The sequence below is a fragment of the Chloroflexota bacterium genome, from assembly GCA_018825785.1.
Lineage (GTDB): Bacteria > Chloroflexota > Dehalococcoidia > JACVQG01 > JAHKAY01 > JAHKAY01.
Genome location: JAHKAY010000002.1, coordinates 1 through 16,478, shown reverse-complemented (window position 1 = coordinate 16,478; position 16,478 = coordinate 1). Strand labels below are relative to the sequence as shown.

General features: G+C 62.0%; 18 protein-coding genes. 13 read left to right on the top strand and 5 right to left on the bottom strand.

Annotated elements, in window-relative coordinates; translation table 11 throughout:
* Positions 1 to 15: 15 nt before the first annotated feature.
* From glnA to KJ624_00290, 5 genes are all read right to left on the bottom strand, one after another.
* A complete protein-coding gene (gene glnA / locus KJ624_00310) occupies positions 16 to 1,449 on the bottom strand; it encodes a type I glutamate--ammonia ligase (protein ID MBU2008284.1) in 1,434 nt (477 codons plus the stop codon).
* 11 nt (positions 1,450 to 1,460) lie between these two features.
* The gene (locus KJ624_00305; protein ID MBU2008283.1) at positions 1,461 to 2,417 is read right to left on the bottom strand and encodes a hypothetical protein; all 957 of its coding nucleotides are present in this window, start codon (positions 2,415 to 2,417) and stop codon (positions 1,461 to 1,463) included.
* A complete protein-coding gene (locus tag KJ624_00300) occupies positions 2,407 to 2,745 on the bottom strand; it encodes a P-II family nitrogen regulator (protein MBU2008282.1) in 339 nt (112 codons plus the stop codon). The genes KJ624_00305 and KJ624_00300 overlap by 11 nt, the downstream gene beginning before the upstream one ends.
* 7 nt (positions 2,746 to 2,752) lie before the next feature.
* The gene (locus tag KJ624_00295; GenBank protein MBU2008281.1) at positions 2,753 to 3,973 is read right to left on the bottom strand and encodes an ammonium transporter; all 1,221 of its coding nucleotides are present in this window, start codon (positions 3,971 to 3,973) and stop codon (positions 2,753 to 2,755) included.
* Positions 3,974 to 4,063: 90 nt separating this feature from the next.
* Entirely contained in the window at positions 4,064 to 4,666 is a 603-nt protein-coding gene (locus tag KJ624_00290; GenBank protein ID MBU2008280.1) for a response regulator transcription factor, read from the bottom strand.
* A gap of 120 nt (positions 4,667 to 4,786) precedes the next feature.
* On the opposite strand from KJ624_00290, the gene KJ624_00285 reads away from it, so the two are divergent.
* The 13 genes from KJ624_00285 to KJ624_00225 form a co-directional block, all read left to right on the top strand.
* Positions 4,787 to 5,332, top strand: coding sequence for a 4Fe-4S dicluster domain-containing protein (locus KJ624_00285; GenBank protein ID MBU2008279.1), 546 nt, complete (start codon positions 4,787 to 4,789; stop codon positions 5,330 to 5,332).
* Positions 5,325 to 6,167: a CoB--CoM heterodisulfide reductase iron-sulfur subunit B family protein gene (locus KJ624_00280; GenBank protein MBU2008278.1), complete on the top strand. Its 843-nt coding sequence runs from the start codon at positions 5,325 to 5,327 to the stop codon at positions 6,165 to 6,167. Before KJ624_00285 ends, KJ624_00280 begins: the two co-directional genes overlap by 8 nt.
* Positions 6,155 to 8,152, top strand: coding sequence for a CoB--CoM heterodisulfide reductase iron-sulfur subunit A family protein (locus tag KJ624_00275; protein MBU2008277.1), 1,998 nt, complete (start codon positions 6,155 to 6,157; stop codon positions 8,150 to 8,152). The genes KJ624_00280 and KJ624_00275 overlap by 13 nt, the downstream gene beginning before the upstream one ends.
* Complete coding sequence (locus KJ624_00270) at positions 8,149 to 8,565, top strand: hydrogenase iron-sulfur subunit (GenBank protein MBU2008276.1); 417 nt, start codon at positions 8,149 to 8,151, stop codon at positions 8,563 to 8,565. The genes KJ624_00275 and KJ624_00270 overlap by 4 nt, the downstream gene beginning before the upstream one ends.
* On the top strand, positions 8,562 to 9,281 hold the full coding sequence (locus KJ624_00265; GenBank protein ID MBU2008275.1) for a mechanosensitive ion channel family protein: 720 nt from the start codon (positions 8,562 to 8,564) through the stop codon (positions 9,279 to 9,281). The genes KJ624_00270 and KJ624_00265 overlap by 4 nt, the downstream gene beginning before the upstream one ends.
* Complete coding sequence (locus KJ624_00260) at positions 9,282 to 10,127, top strand: 4Fe-4S dicluster domain-containing protein (GenBank protein ID MBU2008274.1); 846 nt, start codon at positions 9,282 to 9,284, stop codon at positions 10,125 to 10,127.
* Positions 10,124 to 11,131 carry a 4Fe-4S dicluster domain-containing protein gene (locus tag KJ624_00255; protein ID MBU2008273.1) on the top strand — a complete coding sequence of 336 codons (1,008 nt, stop codon included), beginning with the start codon at positions 10,124 to 10,126 and terminating at the stop codon, positions 11,129 to 11,131. The genes KJ624_00260 and KJ624_00255 overlap by 4 nt, the downstream gene beginning before the upstream one ends.
* Entirely contained in the window at positions 11,121 to 11,954 is an 834-nt protein-coding gene (locus tag KJ624_00250) for an FAD/NAD(P)-binding protein (GenBank protein ID MBU2008272.1), read from the top strand. The genes KJ624_00255 and KJ624_00250 overlap by 11 nt, the downstream gene beginning before the upstream one ends.
* Before the next feature lie 4 nt (positions 11,955 to 11,958).
* The gene (locus tag KJ624_00245; GenBank protein ID MBU2008271.1) at positions 11,959 to 12,663 is read left to right on the top strand and encodes a ubiquinone/menaquinone biosynthesis methyltransferase; all 705 of its coding nucleotides are present in this window, start codon (positions 11,959 to 11,961) and stop codon (positions 12,661 to 12,663) included.
* A 145-nt stretch (positions 12,664 to 12,808) separates the two neighbouring features.
* Entirely contained in the window at positions 12,809 to 13,426 is a 618-nt protein-coding gene (locus tag KJ624_00240) for a response regulator transcription factor (protein MBU2008270.1), read from the top strand.
* Between the two features lie 284 nt (positions 13,427 to 13,710).
* Positions 13,711 to 14,187, top strand: a complete 477-nt coding sequence (locus tag KJ624_00235; GenBank protein ID MBU2008269.1) for a hypothetical protein — start codon at positions 13,711 to 13,713, stop codon at positions 14,185 to 14,187.
* Between the two features lie 287 nt (positions 14,188 to 14,474).
* Positions 14,475 to 15,149, top strand: coding sequence for a response regulator transcription factor (locus KJ624_00230; protein MBU2008268.1), 675 nt, complete (start codon positions 14,475 to 14,477; stop codon positions 15,147 to 15,149).
* 88 nt (positions 15,150 to 15,237) lie between these two features.
* A partial coding sequence (locus tag KJ624_00225) for a HAMP domain-containing histidine kinase (GenBank protein MBU2008267.1) occupies positions 15,238 to 16,478 on the top strand: 1,241 nt, incomplete at its 3' end.

Below are 16,478 nucleotides of genomic sequence, written 5' to 3'. Positions count from 1 at the left end.
GTCCTTCAGCGGGGCCTAGACGTCAAAGTAGAGGCAGAACTCGTAGGGATGGGGGCGGAGGCGGACGGGGTCCAGCTCCTTCTCTCTCTTGTATTTTATCCAGGTCTCTATCAGGTCTGTGGTGAAGACCCCGCCCTGGAGGAGAAACTCGTGGTCCTTTTCGAGGGCCTCCAGTGTTTCCTCCAGGCTCCCGGGAACGGTCTTTATCTTCTTGGCCTTCTCCGGCTCCAGCTCGTAGATATCCACATCCATGGGGAAGCCCGGGTCCATCTCCTTTTTTATGCCATCCAGCCCCGCCATGAGGAGGGCGGGGAAGGCCAGGTAGGGGTTGCAGGAGGGGTCGGGGGGACGGAATTCAACCCTCTTGGTCCGGGGGCTGAGGGAGTAGACCGGGATGCGCACAGCCGCCGAGCGATTACGCTGGGAGTAGACCAGGTTCACCGGGGCCTCATAGCCGGGCACCAGCCGGCGGTAGGAGTTGGTGGTGGGGGCACAGAAGGCCAGGAGGGCAGGGGAGTGGGCCAGAAGCCCCCCGATGAAGTGCATGCCGGTAATGCTGAGCTGGGCATAGCCTTCGGGGTCGAAGAAGAGGTTGGTCCCACCCTTCCACAGGCTTATATGGACGTGCATCCCCGAGCCATTGTCCCCGAAAAGGGGCTTGGGCATGAAGGTCACTGTCTTGTTGTGGGCCCGGGCCACATTCTTCAGGATATACTTGTAGAGCAGGACCTGGTCCGCCATCCTGGTGAGGCTCTGGAAGCGCATGTCTATCTCCCCCTGCCCCGCCGTAGCCACCTCGTGATGGTGGACCTCAATGTCAATACCCGCCTGAATCATCTTCAGCACGGCTTCGGAGCGGAGGTCCTGGAGGCTGTCGGTCGGGGCGGTGGGGAAGTAGCCCTCCTTATAGCGGGGGCGGTAGCCCAGGTTGGCCCGGTCTTCTTTGCCCGAGTTCCAGATGCCCTCCTCGGAGTCGATGAAGTAGTAGCCCGAGTGCTGGTTCTGGTCAAAGCGGACACTATCAAAGATGAAGAACTCCGCCTCGGGGCCAAAATAGGCAGTGTCGGCCAGGCCGGTGGAAAGGAGGTGGGCCTCGGCCTTCTGGGCGATATACCTGGGGTCCCGCCAGTACTTCTCCCGCGTAATGGGGTCGCGGACATCGCAGACAAGGGAGAGGGTGGGCACCCGGCAGATGGCATCCACATGGGCGGTGGTGGGGTCCGGCACCAGCAGCATATCGCTCTCGTGGATTGCCTGGAAACCCCGGATGCTGGAGCCGTCAAAGCCGATACCATCCCGGAAAATACTCTCGTCCAGCTCCCCCGCAGGGATGGAAAAGTGCTGGAGGGTACCCGGGAGGTCAGTGAACTTCAGGTCCACTATCTCCAGCTTCTTCTCCCGGACGAGATCCAGGACCTCAGCAGACGTCTTAATTGTCTTCAGAACCATCTCTTTCTCCTTTACTTCTTAGACCTGTCCACGCTAAGGAGGGAGGCGCTGGGGATGTTGCCCCGGCGGGCCAGGTCGGCGCTGACCCGCTGGGCCAGCTCATCTATATTAGGAGCGAAGAGGACGCCCAGGCGGCTCATCCTGCGGGCAGCAAAGACCTCCCCTTCTACCTCATAGATGGGTATCTCCTTCCGGCCCCCCTCGTCCTCGTAGCTCAGGACCCGGTCGGTGGGCCGGGCCTTCTTCCTGAGCACCTCCCACACCTCGTCCGGCACCTGCTCCATCTTTAGCTCATAGATAGAAGAGAGCTGGTGCTTTGCCACCAGGTCCTGCGCCACCTCCCGGCGTAGCTGAAAGGCCCTCTCCAGGGAGAGAAAGCGTGGGGGCTGCCCGATGATGTCATAGTTCAGCTCCTCCTTGCCGTGCCAGAAGAGGGGGACAAAGGCCCCGCCATCAACAAAGACGAAGGCCGTGGTGAAGACCTTCAGCTCCTTCCACAGGAGGAGGCTCACCTCCACCTCCTCTTTGGCCCGGACCTTTTTCTGCTGGAGGAGGCGGTCTCCGAGGCGGTGCCAGAGCTGGCCGATGTCCTGCCCTTCAAGGGAGGGCTCGCGGAGGCGCAGCTTTCCCTCCTTGAGGAAAACAGGCAGGCGTTCCCCCCCGGGGAGTGAGATATAATAGTAGGGGATGGTGCCGAAGTCCAGAAGCCCCTGCACCGCCTGGGGAACAGCCTTTTCCAGGGCGGCCAGGTTACCTTTCTCCACCCTCACCCCGGCTACATCCACCCAGTATATTTCCTTGAGAAGGGGATGGGGGGTATCATTGGGCCGCCAGAAGACCGGAAGGCGGCTGGAGACGGGCCGGCCAATGACCTCCCCCAGTTCCAGCTCAAAGACAAAGAAATACTTGGGTTCCGGGGTACCTTCGTGATAGTCCAGGTTTCTCCTCAGCCTGAGTTCAAATGGCATCTTTCCCCCTTTCACCCGTCCTCACCCGGATAACCTCTTCCACCGGGAGGACGAAGATTTTCCCGTCGCCAATGTTCCCTGTCCAGGCGGCCTTGAGGATGGCCTGGACCACCTTCTCCACCTCCTCATCATTCACCACCAACTCCACTTTCATCTTTGGGAGCAGGTCCACCCCCTGGGCGACGCCCCGCCACATGCGGACGAGGCCCTTCTGCCTCCCCCGCCCCTGCACCTCCACCATGTTCATGCCAATAACCCCCGCCCTCTCCAGGGCGCTTTTCACCTCGCCGAACTTCTCGCTGCGGATGATGGCCTCTATCTTTTTCATCTCTCTCCTACAGCCGGTAGCCTGCCTCACTGTGCTGTGAGAGGTCCAGCCCTATCAGCTCCTCCACCGGGCTCACCCTCACCCCCATGATGGTGTCCAGGACCTTGAGGATGACCCAGGTCATGACGAAGGCGTAGGCCCAGACGATGGCCACCGCCAGGGCCTGGATACCTAGCTGCCCGGGGTTGCCATAGAAGAGGCCGTTGGCCCCCGCTGAGTTGATGGCGGTGGTGGCAAAGAGCCCGGTGGCCAGGGCCCCCCAGGTGCCGCCGATGCCGTGGCAGGCCCAGACATCCAGAGAATCATCCACATTGCGCCGGTTCCTCAAGCGGACCGCCAGGTAGCACAGGACCCCCGCCCCCGCGCCGATAGCGATGGCCGCCAGGGGGCCCACATAGCCCGAGGCCGGGGTGATAGCCACCAGCCCCACCACCGCCCCCGATGCCGCCCCCAGGAGGCTGGCCTTGCCCGTCATGGCCCAGCTGGTGAAGAGCCAGGCCAGGGTGGCGGCGGCGGCGGCGGTATTGGTGACCACAAAGGCGCTGGTGGCCAGTGCCCCTGCCCCCAGGGCGCTGCCGGCGTTGAAGCCAAACCAGCCAAGCCAGAGACGGCCGGCCCCCAGCACTGACATGCTGATATTGTGTGCTTCCATAGGCTCCCGGCCATAGCCCAACCTCCTCCCCAGCACCACCGCTGCTGCCAGGGCGGAGACCCCGGAGCTGATATGGACCACCGTCCCCCCGGCGAAGTCCAGGGCCCCCAGCTTGCGCAGCCAGCCCTCCGGGTTCCATACCCAGAAGGCTACGGGGTCATAGACCAGGGTGGCCCAGAGGAGGATGAAGACCAGGAAGCTCTTGAACTTCATCCTCTCGGCAAAGGCCCCGGTAATCAGGGCGGGGGTGATGACAGCGAACATGGCCTGGAAGACCATGAAGGCCTGGTGAGGGATGGTGGGGGCATAAGCGGGATTGGGCTCCAACCCCACCCCCCCGAGCCCCACCCACGACAGCCCCCCGATAAGACCAGCCCTCCCCGGGCCAAAGGCCAGGCTGTAGCCCCAGAGCACCCACTGGACGCTGATAAGGGCAATGACGATGAAGCTCTGCATGAGGGTGCCCACCACATTCTTCTTCCTCACCATCCCCCCATAGAAGAGGGCCAGCCCCGGGGTCATCAGGAGCACCAGGGCCGCCGAGGCCAGGACCCAGGCAGTATCCCCCGAATTCACCTCTGGCATCAAAGCCTCCAAGAGGAAGATTTTAAGAATCAGAATACAGGGGGAATGTTACCGTTGTGTTAAGGGTGGGTTAATCTTGAGTTACAGTTGTCTTCCCGGCTGGAAGCGGTAGCCCACCCCTCTTACCGTCTCGATAAAGGTGTGGGCCTGGTCTTCTATCTTGCTCCTCAGGCGGCGGATGTGGACATCCACCGTCCTCTCCCCGCCGAAGTAGTCATAGTCCCAGAGCTGGGTGAGGAGAGCCTCCCGGGTGAAGACCCTCCCGGGGTGGCTGGCCAGGAACTTCAGAAGCTGGTATTCCTTGAAGGTAAGCTCCACACGCTTTCCCGCCAGGGTTACCTCATAGCGGGCCAGGTCCATACTCAGGTCCCCGAAACGGATGACATCGGGGCTGGGGGCAGGGCCCAGCTGGCGTTCCAGGCGGAGCAACAGCTCCCCCTCGGCCCAGGGTGATAGCACGAACTCGTCCACCCCTGGAGGGAAGGCCCCAAGCTTCTCCCGGGCCACCAGGGCCAAAACGGGGAATTTCCGCCCCTGCCTTACCTTCTCCAGCCACCCCGGCCCTACCTGGCCCAGGTCCACAATAAGGAGGTCGGGGGGCCGCTGTTTTGCCTTCTCCGCCGCCTCAGCAGGAGAAGAGGCGAAGGTCAACAGGTGCCCCTGGGGGGTAAGGAGGGCCCCCATCCTCTCCGCCTCTTTGGCTTCCGCCAGGACCAGTAACCGGGCCAAGCTGGCCTCCAATTCACCGCCATTATATCAGGTTTGAAAATCGGGGCAGGGCATGATAGAATATCAAAGGTTAATATGAAGAGCCTGGTCATTATCCCCTCTCCCGATTTCCGGCGGGAGTTGGAGACCGAAAGCGGTGAGAGGGTTTCTTCATGTATCCAGTGTGGCAAGTGCAGCGGTAGTTGCCCTGTGTTTGCTATTATGGACCTGGGGCCCCGCCGCCTCATGAGGGCGGTGCAGCTCGGCCTGAGGGAAGAGGCCCTGGGGAGCAACACCCTCTGGCTCTGCCTCTTCTGCATGACCTGCTCCTCCCGCTGCCCGATGAAGATAGACGTGGCCCGGGTTATTGAGACCCTTAGACACCGGGCAATCAAAGAAGGGGTAAGGCCGGCGGACAGGGAGATTGCCCTCTTCCACCGCCTTTTCCTGGCCGAGATAGAGGCCCTGGGCAGGGCCTATGAGCTGGGCCTGGGCGGGGCCTACGGCCTCCTGACCCTCAGGCCCTGGACCAACCTGAGGGAGTTCGGCGCTATGCTCCGCCGGGGGAAGGTGCCTTTCATCCCGGAGAGGGCGGCGGGGAGCGGTCCCCTCTTTGAGAAGGCGAGGAAGGCCGGTGGCTAAGGCCTTCGCCTATTACCCCGGCTGCTCCCTCCACGCCACCGCCCGCGAATACGATGTCTCCACCAGGGCGGTCTTCTCCGCGCTGGGGATGGATGTGAAGGAGATAGAGGGCTGGGTCTGCTGTGGGGCATCCTCCGCCCACTCCACCGACCACCTCCTGGCCCTCGTCCTCCCCGCCCATGAGCTTCAGGCGGCCTCGGAGATGGAGAGGCCCGTGCTGGTCCCCTGCGCCATGTGCTACTCCCGCCTCAAGCTCACTCTCCTTGAGCTGGAAAGGCCGGGCAAAAAGGAGGAGGTGGGAAAAGCCCTGGGCAAGCCCCTGGGGAAGATGCCTGCCGTCCTCCATCCCATGGAGGCGCTGAGGGAAGAGGAGATACCGGTGAAGAGGCCGCTGGGGGGGTTGAAGGTGGCCTGCTACTATGGCTGTCTCCTGGCCCGCCCCCAGGGGGTGGTCCCTGGGGAGGACCTGGAGAACCCCCAGGGGATGGACCGCATTATGGCCCGGCTGGGGGCCCAGCCCGTCCCCTGGCCCTTCAAGAACGAATGCTGTGGGGCCTCCATGTTCCTGGCCAAGAAGGACCTGCTCCTCCGGCTCTCCCGCCGTATCGTGTTCCAGGCCCAGGAGGCAGGGGCCGAGGCCCTGGTGGTGGGCTGTCCCATGTGCCATTTCAACCTGGACCTGGCCCAGAGGGGGACTGAACATCCCCTCCCCGTCCTCTACCTCACCCAGGCGGTGGGCCTGGCCCTTGGCCTTCCCCCCAGCGACCTCATGCTGAAAAGGCACTTCATCAGCCCCCTGCCGGTGCTGAAAGGGAAAGGAATATGGCCAGGATAGGAGTCTTTATCTGCCACTGCGGGCGGAACATCGCTGAGCCGGTGGACATCCCCCGGGTAATGGAGGCGGCCAGGGTGATGCCGGGGGTGGTCCATGTGGACGACAACCAGTATACCTGTAGCGAGCCAGGCCAGGCCTCGGTAAGGGAGGCCATCAAGAAGCACCGCCTCAACCGGGTGGTCATCGGGGCCTGCTCCCCCCGGATGCATGAGCTCACCTTCCGCCGGGCCATGGTGGAGGCGGGCCTCAACCCCTATCTCCTGGAGATAGCCAACATCCGGGAGCACTGCGCCTGGGTCCATGGTGGGGACCGGCCGGTATCCACCGAGAAGGCCATTGAGCTGGTGGCCATGGCTGTTGCCAAGGCGGCAAGGAACGAGGCCCTCTTCCCCAAGCCAGTGGGCATGACCAAGAGGGCTCTGGTCATCGGCGGGGGGATAGCCGGCATCCAGGCGGCCCTGGATATCGCCGGCGCAGGCCACGAGGTGGTGCTGGTGGAGAGGGAGCCAACCATCGGCGGCAGGATGGCCCAGCTGGACAAGACCTTCCCCACCCTGGACTGCTCCGCCTGTATCCTCACCCCCAAGATGGTGGAGGTGTCCCAGAACCCCAAGGTCCGGCTCATGACCTACTCCCAGGTGGAGAAGGTGAAAGGGTTTGTGGGCAACTTTGAGGTCCAGATAAGGAGAAGGGCCGCCAAGGTGGACTTCAACAAGTGCACAAGCTGCGCCATCTGTTGGCAGAAGTGCCCGGAGAAGGTGACCGCAGAGTTTGATATGGGCCTGGGGAAGCGTTCCGCCATCTATATCCCCTTCCCCCAGGCGGTGCCCAGCAAGCCTGTCATTGACCAGGTCAACTGCCGCTACATCAAGTACCTGGAGTGGGAGAAGGACCCCCAGGGCAAGAAGCCCCCCCAGTGCCGCATCTGTGAGAAGCTCTGTCCGCCACAGGCCATAGACTGGGCCCAGGAGGACCAGGTCATCACGGAGAAGTTCGGCGCTATCGTGGCCGCCACGGGGTACAAGACCTTTGACGCCACCGTCTATGGGGAGTATGGCTGGGGGGTCTATCCCGATGTTATCACCGGGCTCCAGCTGGAGAGGATGATGAACGCCAGCGGTCCCACCGGGGGCCAGCTCCTCCGCCCCTCCGACGGCACCCACCCCAAGACGGTCGTCCATATAAGCTGTGTGGGCTCCCGGGACGAGTTGAGGGGCAAGGCCTACTGCTCCAAGATATGCTGTATGTACATGGCCAAGCACGCCATCATGCTCCACGAGCATGACCACGATGTCCAGAACTACATCTTCTACATAGATATCCGGGCCACGGGCAAGGGCTACGAGGAGTTCTCCCGCCGCGCCCAGGAGCAGGCGGGGGCCACATACCTCCGGGGGAGGATAGCCAAGGTCTATCCCCGGGGGAAGAAGCTGGTGGTCCAGGGGGAGGACTCCCTCATGGGCCGGCCGGTGGAGATAGAGGCTGACCTGGTGGTGCTGGCCACCGCCGTAGAGCCCGCCACTGGCGCCATGGAGACGGCCCAGATGCTGGGCATCAGCTACGACCGGGACCGCTTCTATGTCATGGCCCACCCCAAGCTGCGCCCGGTGGAGACCCATACCGATGGCGTCTTCCTGGCCGGGGCCTGCGTGGCCCCTGTGGATATCCCCGATGCGGTGGCCATGGGCTCCGCGGCGGCGGCCAAGGCCATCGGCCTCCTCAGCCGGGATACCCTTGTCACCGAGCCCACGACAGCGGTGGTGGACGCCGCCAGGTGCATCGGCTGTATGCTCTGCCAGCAGGTCTGCCCCTTCTCCGCCATCACGCCCCAGGAGACCCGGGATGGGAAGCTTATCGCCCAGGTAAACGAGGGGCTGTGCAAGGGGTGTGGCCTCTGCGTGGCCGCCTGCCGCCCCACGGCGGTGAATCTCAGGGGGGCCACCCATCAGCAGCTCCTCTCGGAGGTCATCGCTCTACTCTCATGAGCCAGAAATCTCCCCTTAGCCAGGAGCCCCGCATCGTGGGCTTTCTTTGCAACTGGTGTAGCTATGCCGGGGCGGACATGGCGGGCACCAGCCGGATATGCTACCCCGCCAGCATCCGCATCATCCGGGTCCCCTGCTCGGGCCGGGTGGACCCCATCCTGGTGGCCAAGGCCTTTGCCATGGGGGCGGACGGGGTGCTCATCTCCGGCTGCCACCCGGGGGACTGCCACTATGTCCAGGGGAACTACTTCACACGGCGCCGCTTCGCCGTCCTCCGCTCCCTGCTGGACTTCCTGGGGATAGAGAAGGAAAGGCTCAGGCTGGAGTGGGTCTCCGCCACCGAGGGCCAGCGCTTCGCCCAGGTGGTGGCCGATTTTCGGGACCAGCTCCTCCAACTGAGGGGGGCGGGATGAGAGCTACCTCTATCATCGCCATCCTCCTCCTTGTCCTGGGGGGTGTCCTAGTGGCGTGGCTCCTCTCCTCCCCCAACACCGCTATCTATGTCACGGTGGTGGCGGTGAGCATGGCCCTGGCCCTCCAGAAGTATATTGCCAGCTTCTTCGGCTTCTTCCTCATCCGTGTCTCCCGCCTCTTTGAGGTCGGGGACCGGATACGGATGGGCAATATCAAGGGGGATGTGAAGAATGCGGGCCTCTTCCACTTCACCCTGGAGGAGGTGGGGGAGGATGAGAAGATGGGCGGGGAGCTCACCGGCCGGCTCCTCCATATCCCCAACCTCCTGGTCCTGGACCAGCCGGTGCTTAACTACTCTAAGGACTATTCCGCCCGCCACGGCCAGATCCACTCCGACTATATCTTTGACGAGATACGCATCCCCCTCACCACCAAGAGCGATGTGGAGAAGGCCTCCGCCCTCCTGGAGGAGATTTTGAAGGCCGAGGACGGGGAAATCCTGGCCCAGGCCCGGCTGGCCTTCCGCAATGGCTATCCGGACTTTATGAAGGAGGCGATGAACGGCCCCAGGGTGCTGGTGCATATTGAGCCCCAGCGCATCTGGATAAAGGGGAAGTTTGTCACCCCGGTCAGGACCAGAAACGAGCTCAGGACCAGGATATATCTCCACTTCCTGAAAGAGGCGGGCAATAGCCCCGATATCCAGCTGGCGTAGATGGAAGAGCTAGTCCGGCAGAAGGCCCGAGAACTCCTCAGCACCCGGCAGCTGGAGTGCGTCATCGGCTGGGAGAGGGCCAGTGATGGCCTCACCTCCCGCCCCTTCTTCGCCTATACCCCGGAGGAGGCCGACAGGTTAATTTACGACCAGACCTGCGTCAACAGCCTGGCTAAGTTCCTGGTGGACAAGAGGAACAAGAACACGGCCATTGTGGCCAAGCCCTGTGATACCAGGGCCATCAACCTGCTCCTCCTGGAGAAGCAGATAAAGCGGGAGAGGGTCTATATCATAGGGGTGACCTGCGCCGGGATGCGGGAGGTCTCCTTTGGCTATATGGGGGAGAAGCTCCAGGCCAAGTGCCTGCTCTGCCCCCAGCACAACCCCGTCGTCTACGACTTCCTTGTGGGGGAACCGGTGGCTGAGGAGGCCGTCCGAAGCTATGAGGACCTGGCAGAGATAGATGCCAGGACTCACCAGGAGAGGGAGGCCTTCTGGCAGGAGCACTTCAACCGCTGTATCCGCTGCTACGCCTGCCGGCAGGCGTGCCCCGGTTGCTACTGCCAGCAGTGCTTTGTTGACCAGCTGGACCCCCAATGGGTGGGGATAAGGATAGCCCCCCAGGAGAACCACCAGTGGAACACCGTCCGCGCCTTCCACCTCATGGGCCGGTGTATTGAGTGCGGGGAGTGCCAGCGGGTATGCCCGGTGAAAATACCCATGATGCTCCTCAACCGCCACCTCCTGAGGGAGGTGGAGAGCAAGTTCAGCTTCCAGCCGGGCCTCTCCCCCGAGACCCCTCCCCCCCTCGCCACCTTCAAGCCCGATGAGGACCTGGGGATATGAAGCCCTTCCTCTCCCGGGACAACCTCCTCCTCTGGCTGAAGAGGCTCATCCAGGAGTACACCGTTATCGCCCCCGTCCAGGCCTGGGACACCGTCCTCTTCCAGCCGGTGAAGAGGGTGGAGGAAATAGTATTGAGCTATGATGTCTCCACCCTTTCCCCCAAGGATGTCATTTTCCCGCCCTCGGAGACCCTCTTCATCTTTGAGCGCAAGAACGGGCGCTGGGAGGCCCGGCCCCTGCCTGAGGTCAAAAAACAGGTCCTCTTTGGCCTGCACCCCTGCGATGCCCACGGCATATCCCTCATGGATGCCGCTTTCCTCTCCCAGCCCGGCGACCCCCATTATCAGAGGCGGCGGGATGCGACCATTCTGGTGGGCCTGGCCTGCGCCCGGGCCCGGCCGGAGTGCTTCTGCGAGAGCGCGGGCTCCGGACCACAGGATGTCTCCCACCTGGATGTCCTGCTCATCCCCACCCCTCAGGGCTACATCCTCCAGGTGCGGACCGCCCGGGGGGCCGCCCTCTTCACCGGCTTCAATATGGAGGAGCTGGAGATAGACAACCCCCCACCCCCAGCCACCACCCCCGTCCCCGTTGCCGGCATCACTGATGTGGCCAAGAGAATCTTCAACGATGGCTACTGGGAGCGCCTGGCAGATAGGTGCATCCACTGCAACCTCTGTGCCTATGTCTGCCCCTGCTGCTACTGTTTTGATATCCGGGACTATCCGCTGAAGGGCATGGTGGAGAGGGTAAGGAGCTGGGAAAGCTGTCAGGCCTCCGGCTTTGCCCGCCTGGCAGGCGGCTATGACCCCCGCCCCTCCACGGGGGCCAGGCTCCGCCAGCGCTTCTACCACAAGTTCCTCTACTATCCCACCCAGTTCAAGGGCCAGGTGAAGTGCACTGGCTGCGGCCGCTGCGTGCGAGCCTGTCCCGTGAACATAGACATCCGGGAGATAGTCTCTGATATGCAGAAAATAGAAGCCAAGGTTGCCCGTGCTACCTGATAGTCCCTTCCTCCCCCTCCCTGCCCGCATCCTGGCGGTCCAGGACCTCACCCCCGATGTGAAGCTCTTCCGGGTGGAGATAGAGGACCCGCGGGCAAGAGAGAACTTCCGCCACAGGCCGGGGCAGTTCGCCTTTGTATCGGCTTTTGGTATGGGGGAGTCCCCCTTCACCTTCGCCAGCTACCCCTCCCCCGATGGGGTGCTGGAGTTTGCCATCCGCCGGGTGGGGACGGTGAGCTCGGCCCTTCATGAGCTGGAGCCGGAGGAGGCGGTGGGTATAAGAGGGCCCTTCGGCAATGCCTTCCCCATGGATGAGTACCGGGGGAAGAACATCATCATCATCGGCGGCGGCATTGGCCTGGCCCCGCTCCGCCCCGTCATCCAGGCCGTCCTGAACCACCGGGAGGAGTATGGGGAGCTACTGGTCATCTACGGCGCCCGCACCCCCGCCGACCTGGTCTTTGCCCACGAGTTCCCCTCCTGGGCGGAGGCCCCCCGCACCAGGGTGGAGCTCACCGTTGACCGGGGGAACGGGGGCTGGCAGGGGAGGGTAGCCCTCGTCCCCACCGTGATAAAGGAGCTAAAGCCCTCTCCCGAGAACACTATAACTATCACCTGCGGACCCCCCATCATGATCCGCTTTGTCCTGGCGGAGCTCAAGGCCCTGAACTTCGCCCCCATGCAGATAGTTACCACCCTGGAGTCCAAGATGAAGTGCGGCATGGGCAAGTGCGCCCGGTGCAACATCGGTGAGAAGTACGTCTGCCAGGACGGCCCCGTCTTCTCCTTCAGCGAGATATCTCGTTTCCTGGAGCAGGGCTAGCTCGTTGCCCCCTTCGGGCCTTCTCCACAAAATGTTCTCCTCCCTGCCCCGACGCTACGACCTTCTGAACCGCCTCCTTACCTGGGGCCAGGACCAGGGCTGGCGCAGGAAAGCCGTGGTAGAGTGCCTGAAAGACCGGCCCCGGTGGGCCCTGGACCTGGGCTGCGGGACGGGGGACCTGGCCCTTCAGCTCGCCCGCCTCGGGGGGCCGGGGACCAGGGTCCTGGCACTGGACTTCTCTCTCCCCATGCTGGAGGCCGCCCGGGCCAAGGCCCGCCGGGCAAAGGTGGAAATCGCCTTTATCCGGGCAGACGCCGCCCACCTCCCCCTCTGCCCCGGCTGGCTGGATGCCATCGGCTCCTCTTTCACCCTCCGCAACCTCACCTACAGGAACCCGGGGGCGGGCCAGTATCTATCCCAGGCGCATAAAGCCCTCCGGCCCGGCGGGCGGTGGGTGATGGTGGAGACCAGCCAGCCTCCAGGGGCGCTGGTCAGATGGGCCTTTCACAGCTACCTTCGCTACCTGGTGCCCAGTCTGGGGGGCCTCATCTCAGGCAACCGGGGGGCCTACCGCTACCTGGCCGGGTCCGCCCTGGGCTTCTTCCCTGCGGAGGAAGTCTCCCGGATGCTCCTGAAGACAGGCTTCCAGAGTGTCACCTTCCGTCGCTTGCTCAGGGGCGCTATCGCCATCCACACCGCCATCAAGTGACAGCGGGTTAGCCGCTCTTGACATAATCTATACTCCGGGCCAACAATGCGTCCCACACGGCATATGTGGTATGATTATTTCCATGGGGCAAAAAGACTCTGATTCTTTGCATAACGATAACTCTGTGGTTTTGGCGCATCCCAATATGCTCATCCGGGAGTTGCTTGCTTCGGCTTTGGAGCAAGCTGGCTTTCTTGTCGTGGGGCAGACAGGGGATGAGCTCACCCTTCGACGGTTGGTTGAGCAGCACAAACCCCACATCGTAGTGCTAGACTGGGAGGTTTCGGAAGACCGTGTGGCCGCTGTGCGTGGACTTACTGAGTATGTTCCGAATGCTATTGTGGTAGTCCTTACCCGGCCACAGCCGTCCGAGCTTCTCACGCTAGCCATCAGAGAAAGAGTCAAAGGCTATCTCTCCGTGAATCTTTCGACCGGAGAGTTTGTGGAGTCTCTGCGTATGCTCACCAAGGGAGATGTTGTTATCTCTAGAGACATGATGGACGGTATGCAACAAGGGCTAGCCACGGCCGAGCCGAAGCCTCTAGACAGGTTGAGCAATCGGGAGCGAGAAGTGCTGGTACTGATATGCAGAGGTGCGACGAACCGCGAAATCGCTGAGTGGCTCACGGTCTCGCAACATACAGCCAAGGTCCACGTGCGCAATATCCTGAATAAACTCAATCTGCGGAACCGGCAGCAGGCTGCCGCCTACGCCATGCAGCAACGCTTGGTGAAGGACGTCAAGTCCGAAGACAGCTCGTAGTCCATACTCATTTAGTTCAACCAAAGGGATAACTTCCAAATACCTCTTGTTCCACATCGGAGCATCGCTCCTGGGTAACTCATCCTGACAATATCCTGAGAAAGATTACACCACTTGTCGCATTAACTCTATCCTAACAGGTGATGTGCTTGCCTTCCATCTTTGATACTCTGTCCGTTGTAGGGTGTTGACTTTCAGCGTAGCTAGGGTATCTAAACCCCATCAACAACCGTAGAAAGGGAGGAAATATGAGAAATCGGCCGATTCTTGGGCTAACTGTTCTGGTGTGTCTGGTTGCCACCTTAGGGGTGGGACTTCTTGCCTGTCTGGCTCCTGTGGCTGCCCCTGCTACTACGGCTACCCCTGCTCCTACCATTGCCCCTTATGTCCCTCCCCCCACCCCTCCCATGCCTACTCCTCGCCCTGGTGCTAGTCCTATCTCCTCTGTTACCAAGACCTACGCTATCACCTTCCGAAGCACCAGTGAGACTCTTGCCCTCAAGACAGGAGATTTAGTGGTCTTGACGGTGGCCTTTGAAGGGGGAACAGCCATCGGTGTAGACGTGGATGCCCCCCCCCTCGGCGTGAATGCCGCCCCCGAGGACAGAGTGGCCATGATGGGCACAGGCGTTGATGATGGTGAAACAAGGAAACTCTCGTTCCTGGCCAAATTTGATGGGAACTACACTCTCAACGTCTGGCAGCGCAACGTGGCGGTGACAGGTGGCACGGCCACCGTCAAGATCGACATCTTCCGCTAGCGACAGGAAATAGAATATCGGGAAAGCCCGGAACTAGCGCGCCAGTCCTTCTTTCTCTCGCAGGGCAGGCAAGATAGGGATAGCTTGCCTGCCCTTGCACCACCCTCCAGCCCTTTGTCTCCCCTTCCTCCGAGCGCTATTCTTGAACAGCGCGGTGCAAACAGCAACCTGATGTAATCTCGGGCGGGACATAGCCTTCAACTAAAGAGGGGGCCGGGGAAGATGCTCTATCCGCTCTTCAGGTGTTATAATAACAGCGAAGAAGAGGAGAGTGGCGGAGGTTAAAGGTGCCCGCACGCATTCTGGTTATTGATGACGACCCCAAGGTAACCGTGATGTTACGGCGGGGGCTGGGGTATGAGGGTTACACTGTGGACACAGCCCACGGCGGACAGGAGGGCCTGCAGTTGGCCCGTGAACATAGCCCAGACCTGGTAGTCCTGGACATTATGATGCCGGGCATGGACGGGCTGGAGGTCTGCCGCAGGTTTCGGGCAGAAGGGAATGTGCCCGTCCTGATGCTTACAGCCAGAGATGGCGTAGCTGACAGGGTCGTCGGTCTCAACGCGGGGGCTGACGACTACCTGGTAAAGCCCTTTGCTTTTGAAGAACTCCTGGCGCGGGTCCGGGCACTGCTGCGCCGCGGACAAGTCCCCTTGCCAGAGAAACTGGAGTATGGAGACCTTCTCCTGGATACCGGGAGCAGAAGGGCCCTTCGCCAGGGACAGGAAGTCAAGCTGACCACCACCGAATACAGGCTCCTGGAGCTGTTTCTGCGTCACCCCCACCAGGTGCTCCCCAAGGAAATGCTCCTGGAAAGGGTCTGGGGCTACGACTTCGGCGGCGATTCCAACGTGCTTGAGGTATATATCCGCTACCTCAGGAATAAACTGGAGGCGGCAGGAGGGAGCCGGCTTATCCACACCATGCGCGGCTCCGGCTACGTCCTGCGGCAGGAGTAGTCCTCCCCTGAGGACTCGCCTGGCCCTCCTATCCTCAGCAATCATCGGCGTCGTCGTGATTGCCCTGGGGATTTACGTTTACGTGACCATGGCCAGATACACTGAGAACGTCGTAAAATCCCGCATCTCTGGAAGGGGACAGCTTCTAGTCGCCGTGCTGAACCAGGACTACCTCATCTACAGGCAATTCCCCTTCCCGATGCCCCCTCTTGAGACGCTTGAAGACGAGGAGACGATAGTCCAGGTCCTTGGTGAATACGGCCATGTGCTGGCCCCGTCCCCCCGCCTGGGCCTGAACGAGATACCTGTGCCTCCCAGTGTCCTGGAAACGGCCTCCCAGAGCACCCTGACCTTCTACCGGACCACGATAGAGGGAACAAGCTACCAGGTTGGCATCCTCCCCTTCGCGATCCGGGCTTCAGGTGAGCCGAGGGGCTATGTGCAGGTGGCGAGGAGTGAAAGGATACGCGCCCAGACCCTTTCCCAACTGCTCCTCGCCCTCATCATTGGGGGAGCGGCCAGCATAGCCGTGGCCTGGCTGATGAGCTGGCTCACAGCCAGGACGGCTTTGAAGCCTATCCGGGAGACCATTGAGACAGCGCGGGCCATCGCCCTTTCCGGAAGCTTTGGCCGGAAACTGACGCCCAGGCACTCCCTTGATGAGCTGGGGCAGATGGTCACAGCCTTCAATGAGATGTTGAAGAGCCTGGAGGAAGCCCAGGCGGCGCAGCAACGGTTCGTTGCCGATGCCTCCCATGAGCTGAGGGCCCCCCTTACGGTCATCAGGGGCAATCTGGACCTCCTGGAGCGGGCCAGGGACAGGCCTCCCCTGGAGCAGGCAGAGATTCTCGGGGCTGCCCGGGCGGAGGTGGAAAGGATGTCCCGTCTGGTGGCAGACCTCCTCTCCCTTGCCCGGGCTGATTCAGGGACGCGCCTGCAAACGGCTGAGGTTGAGCTGGACTCGGTGATCCTGGAAGTCTATCAGCATCTACTGGCCAACTCCCCTCATGTCAGGCTCAGCCTGTCCCGCCTGGGACCCCTCCGGGTCTTGGGGGACCGCGACCGGTTGAAGCAGCTGGTGCTAATCCTCGTGGATAATGCCATCCGCTACACGCCGGCCGGCGGCAGTGTCACCCTCTCCCTGCGCTCCAAAGGAACCCGGGCTATTTTTGCTGTGGCCGATACCGGCATAGGGATTGACCCAGCGGACCGGCCTCGCCTCTTTGAGCGCTTTTACCGCTCGGAGCGGGCCCGAGAGATGGACCCGGGGGGCACCGGCCTGGGCCTGGCCATTGCCCGATGGATAGCTGATGACCACGGGGGAGAACT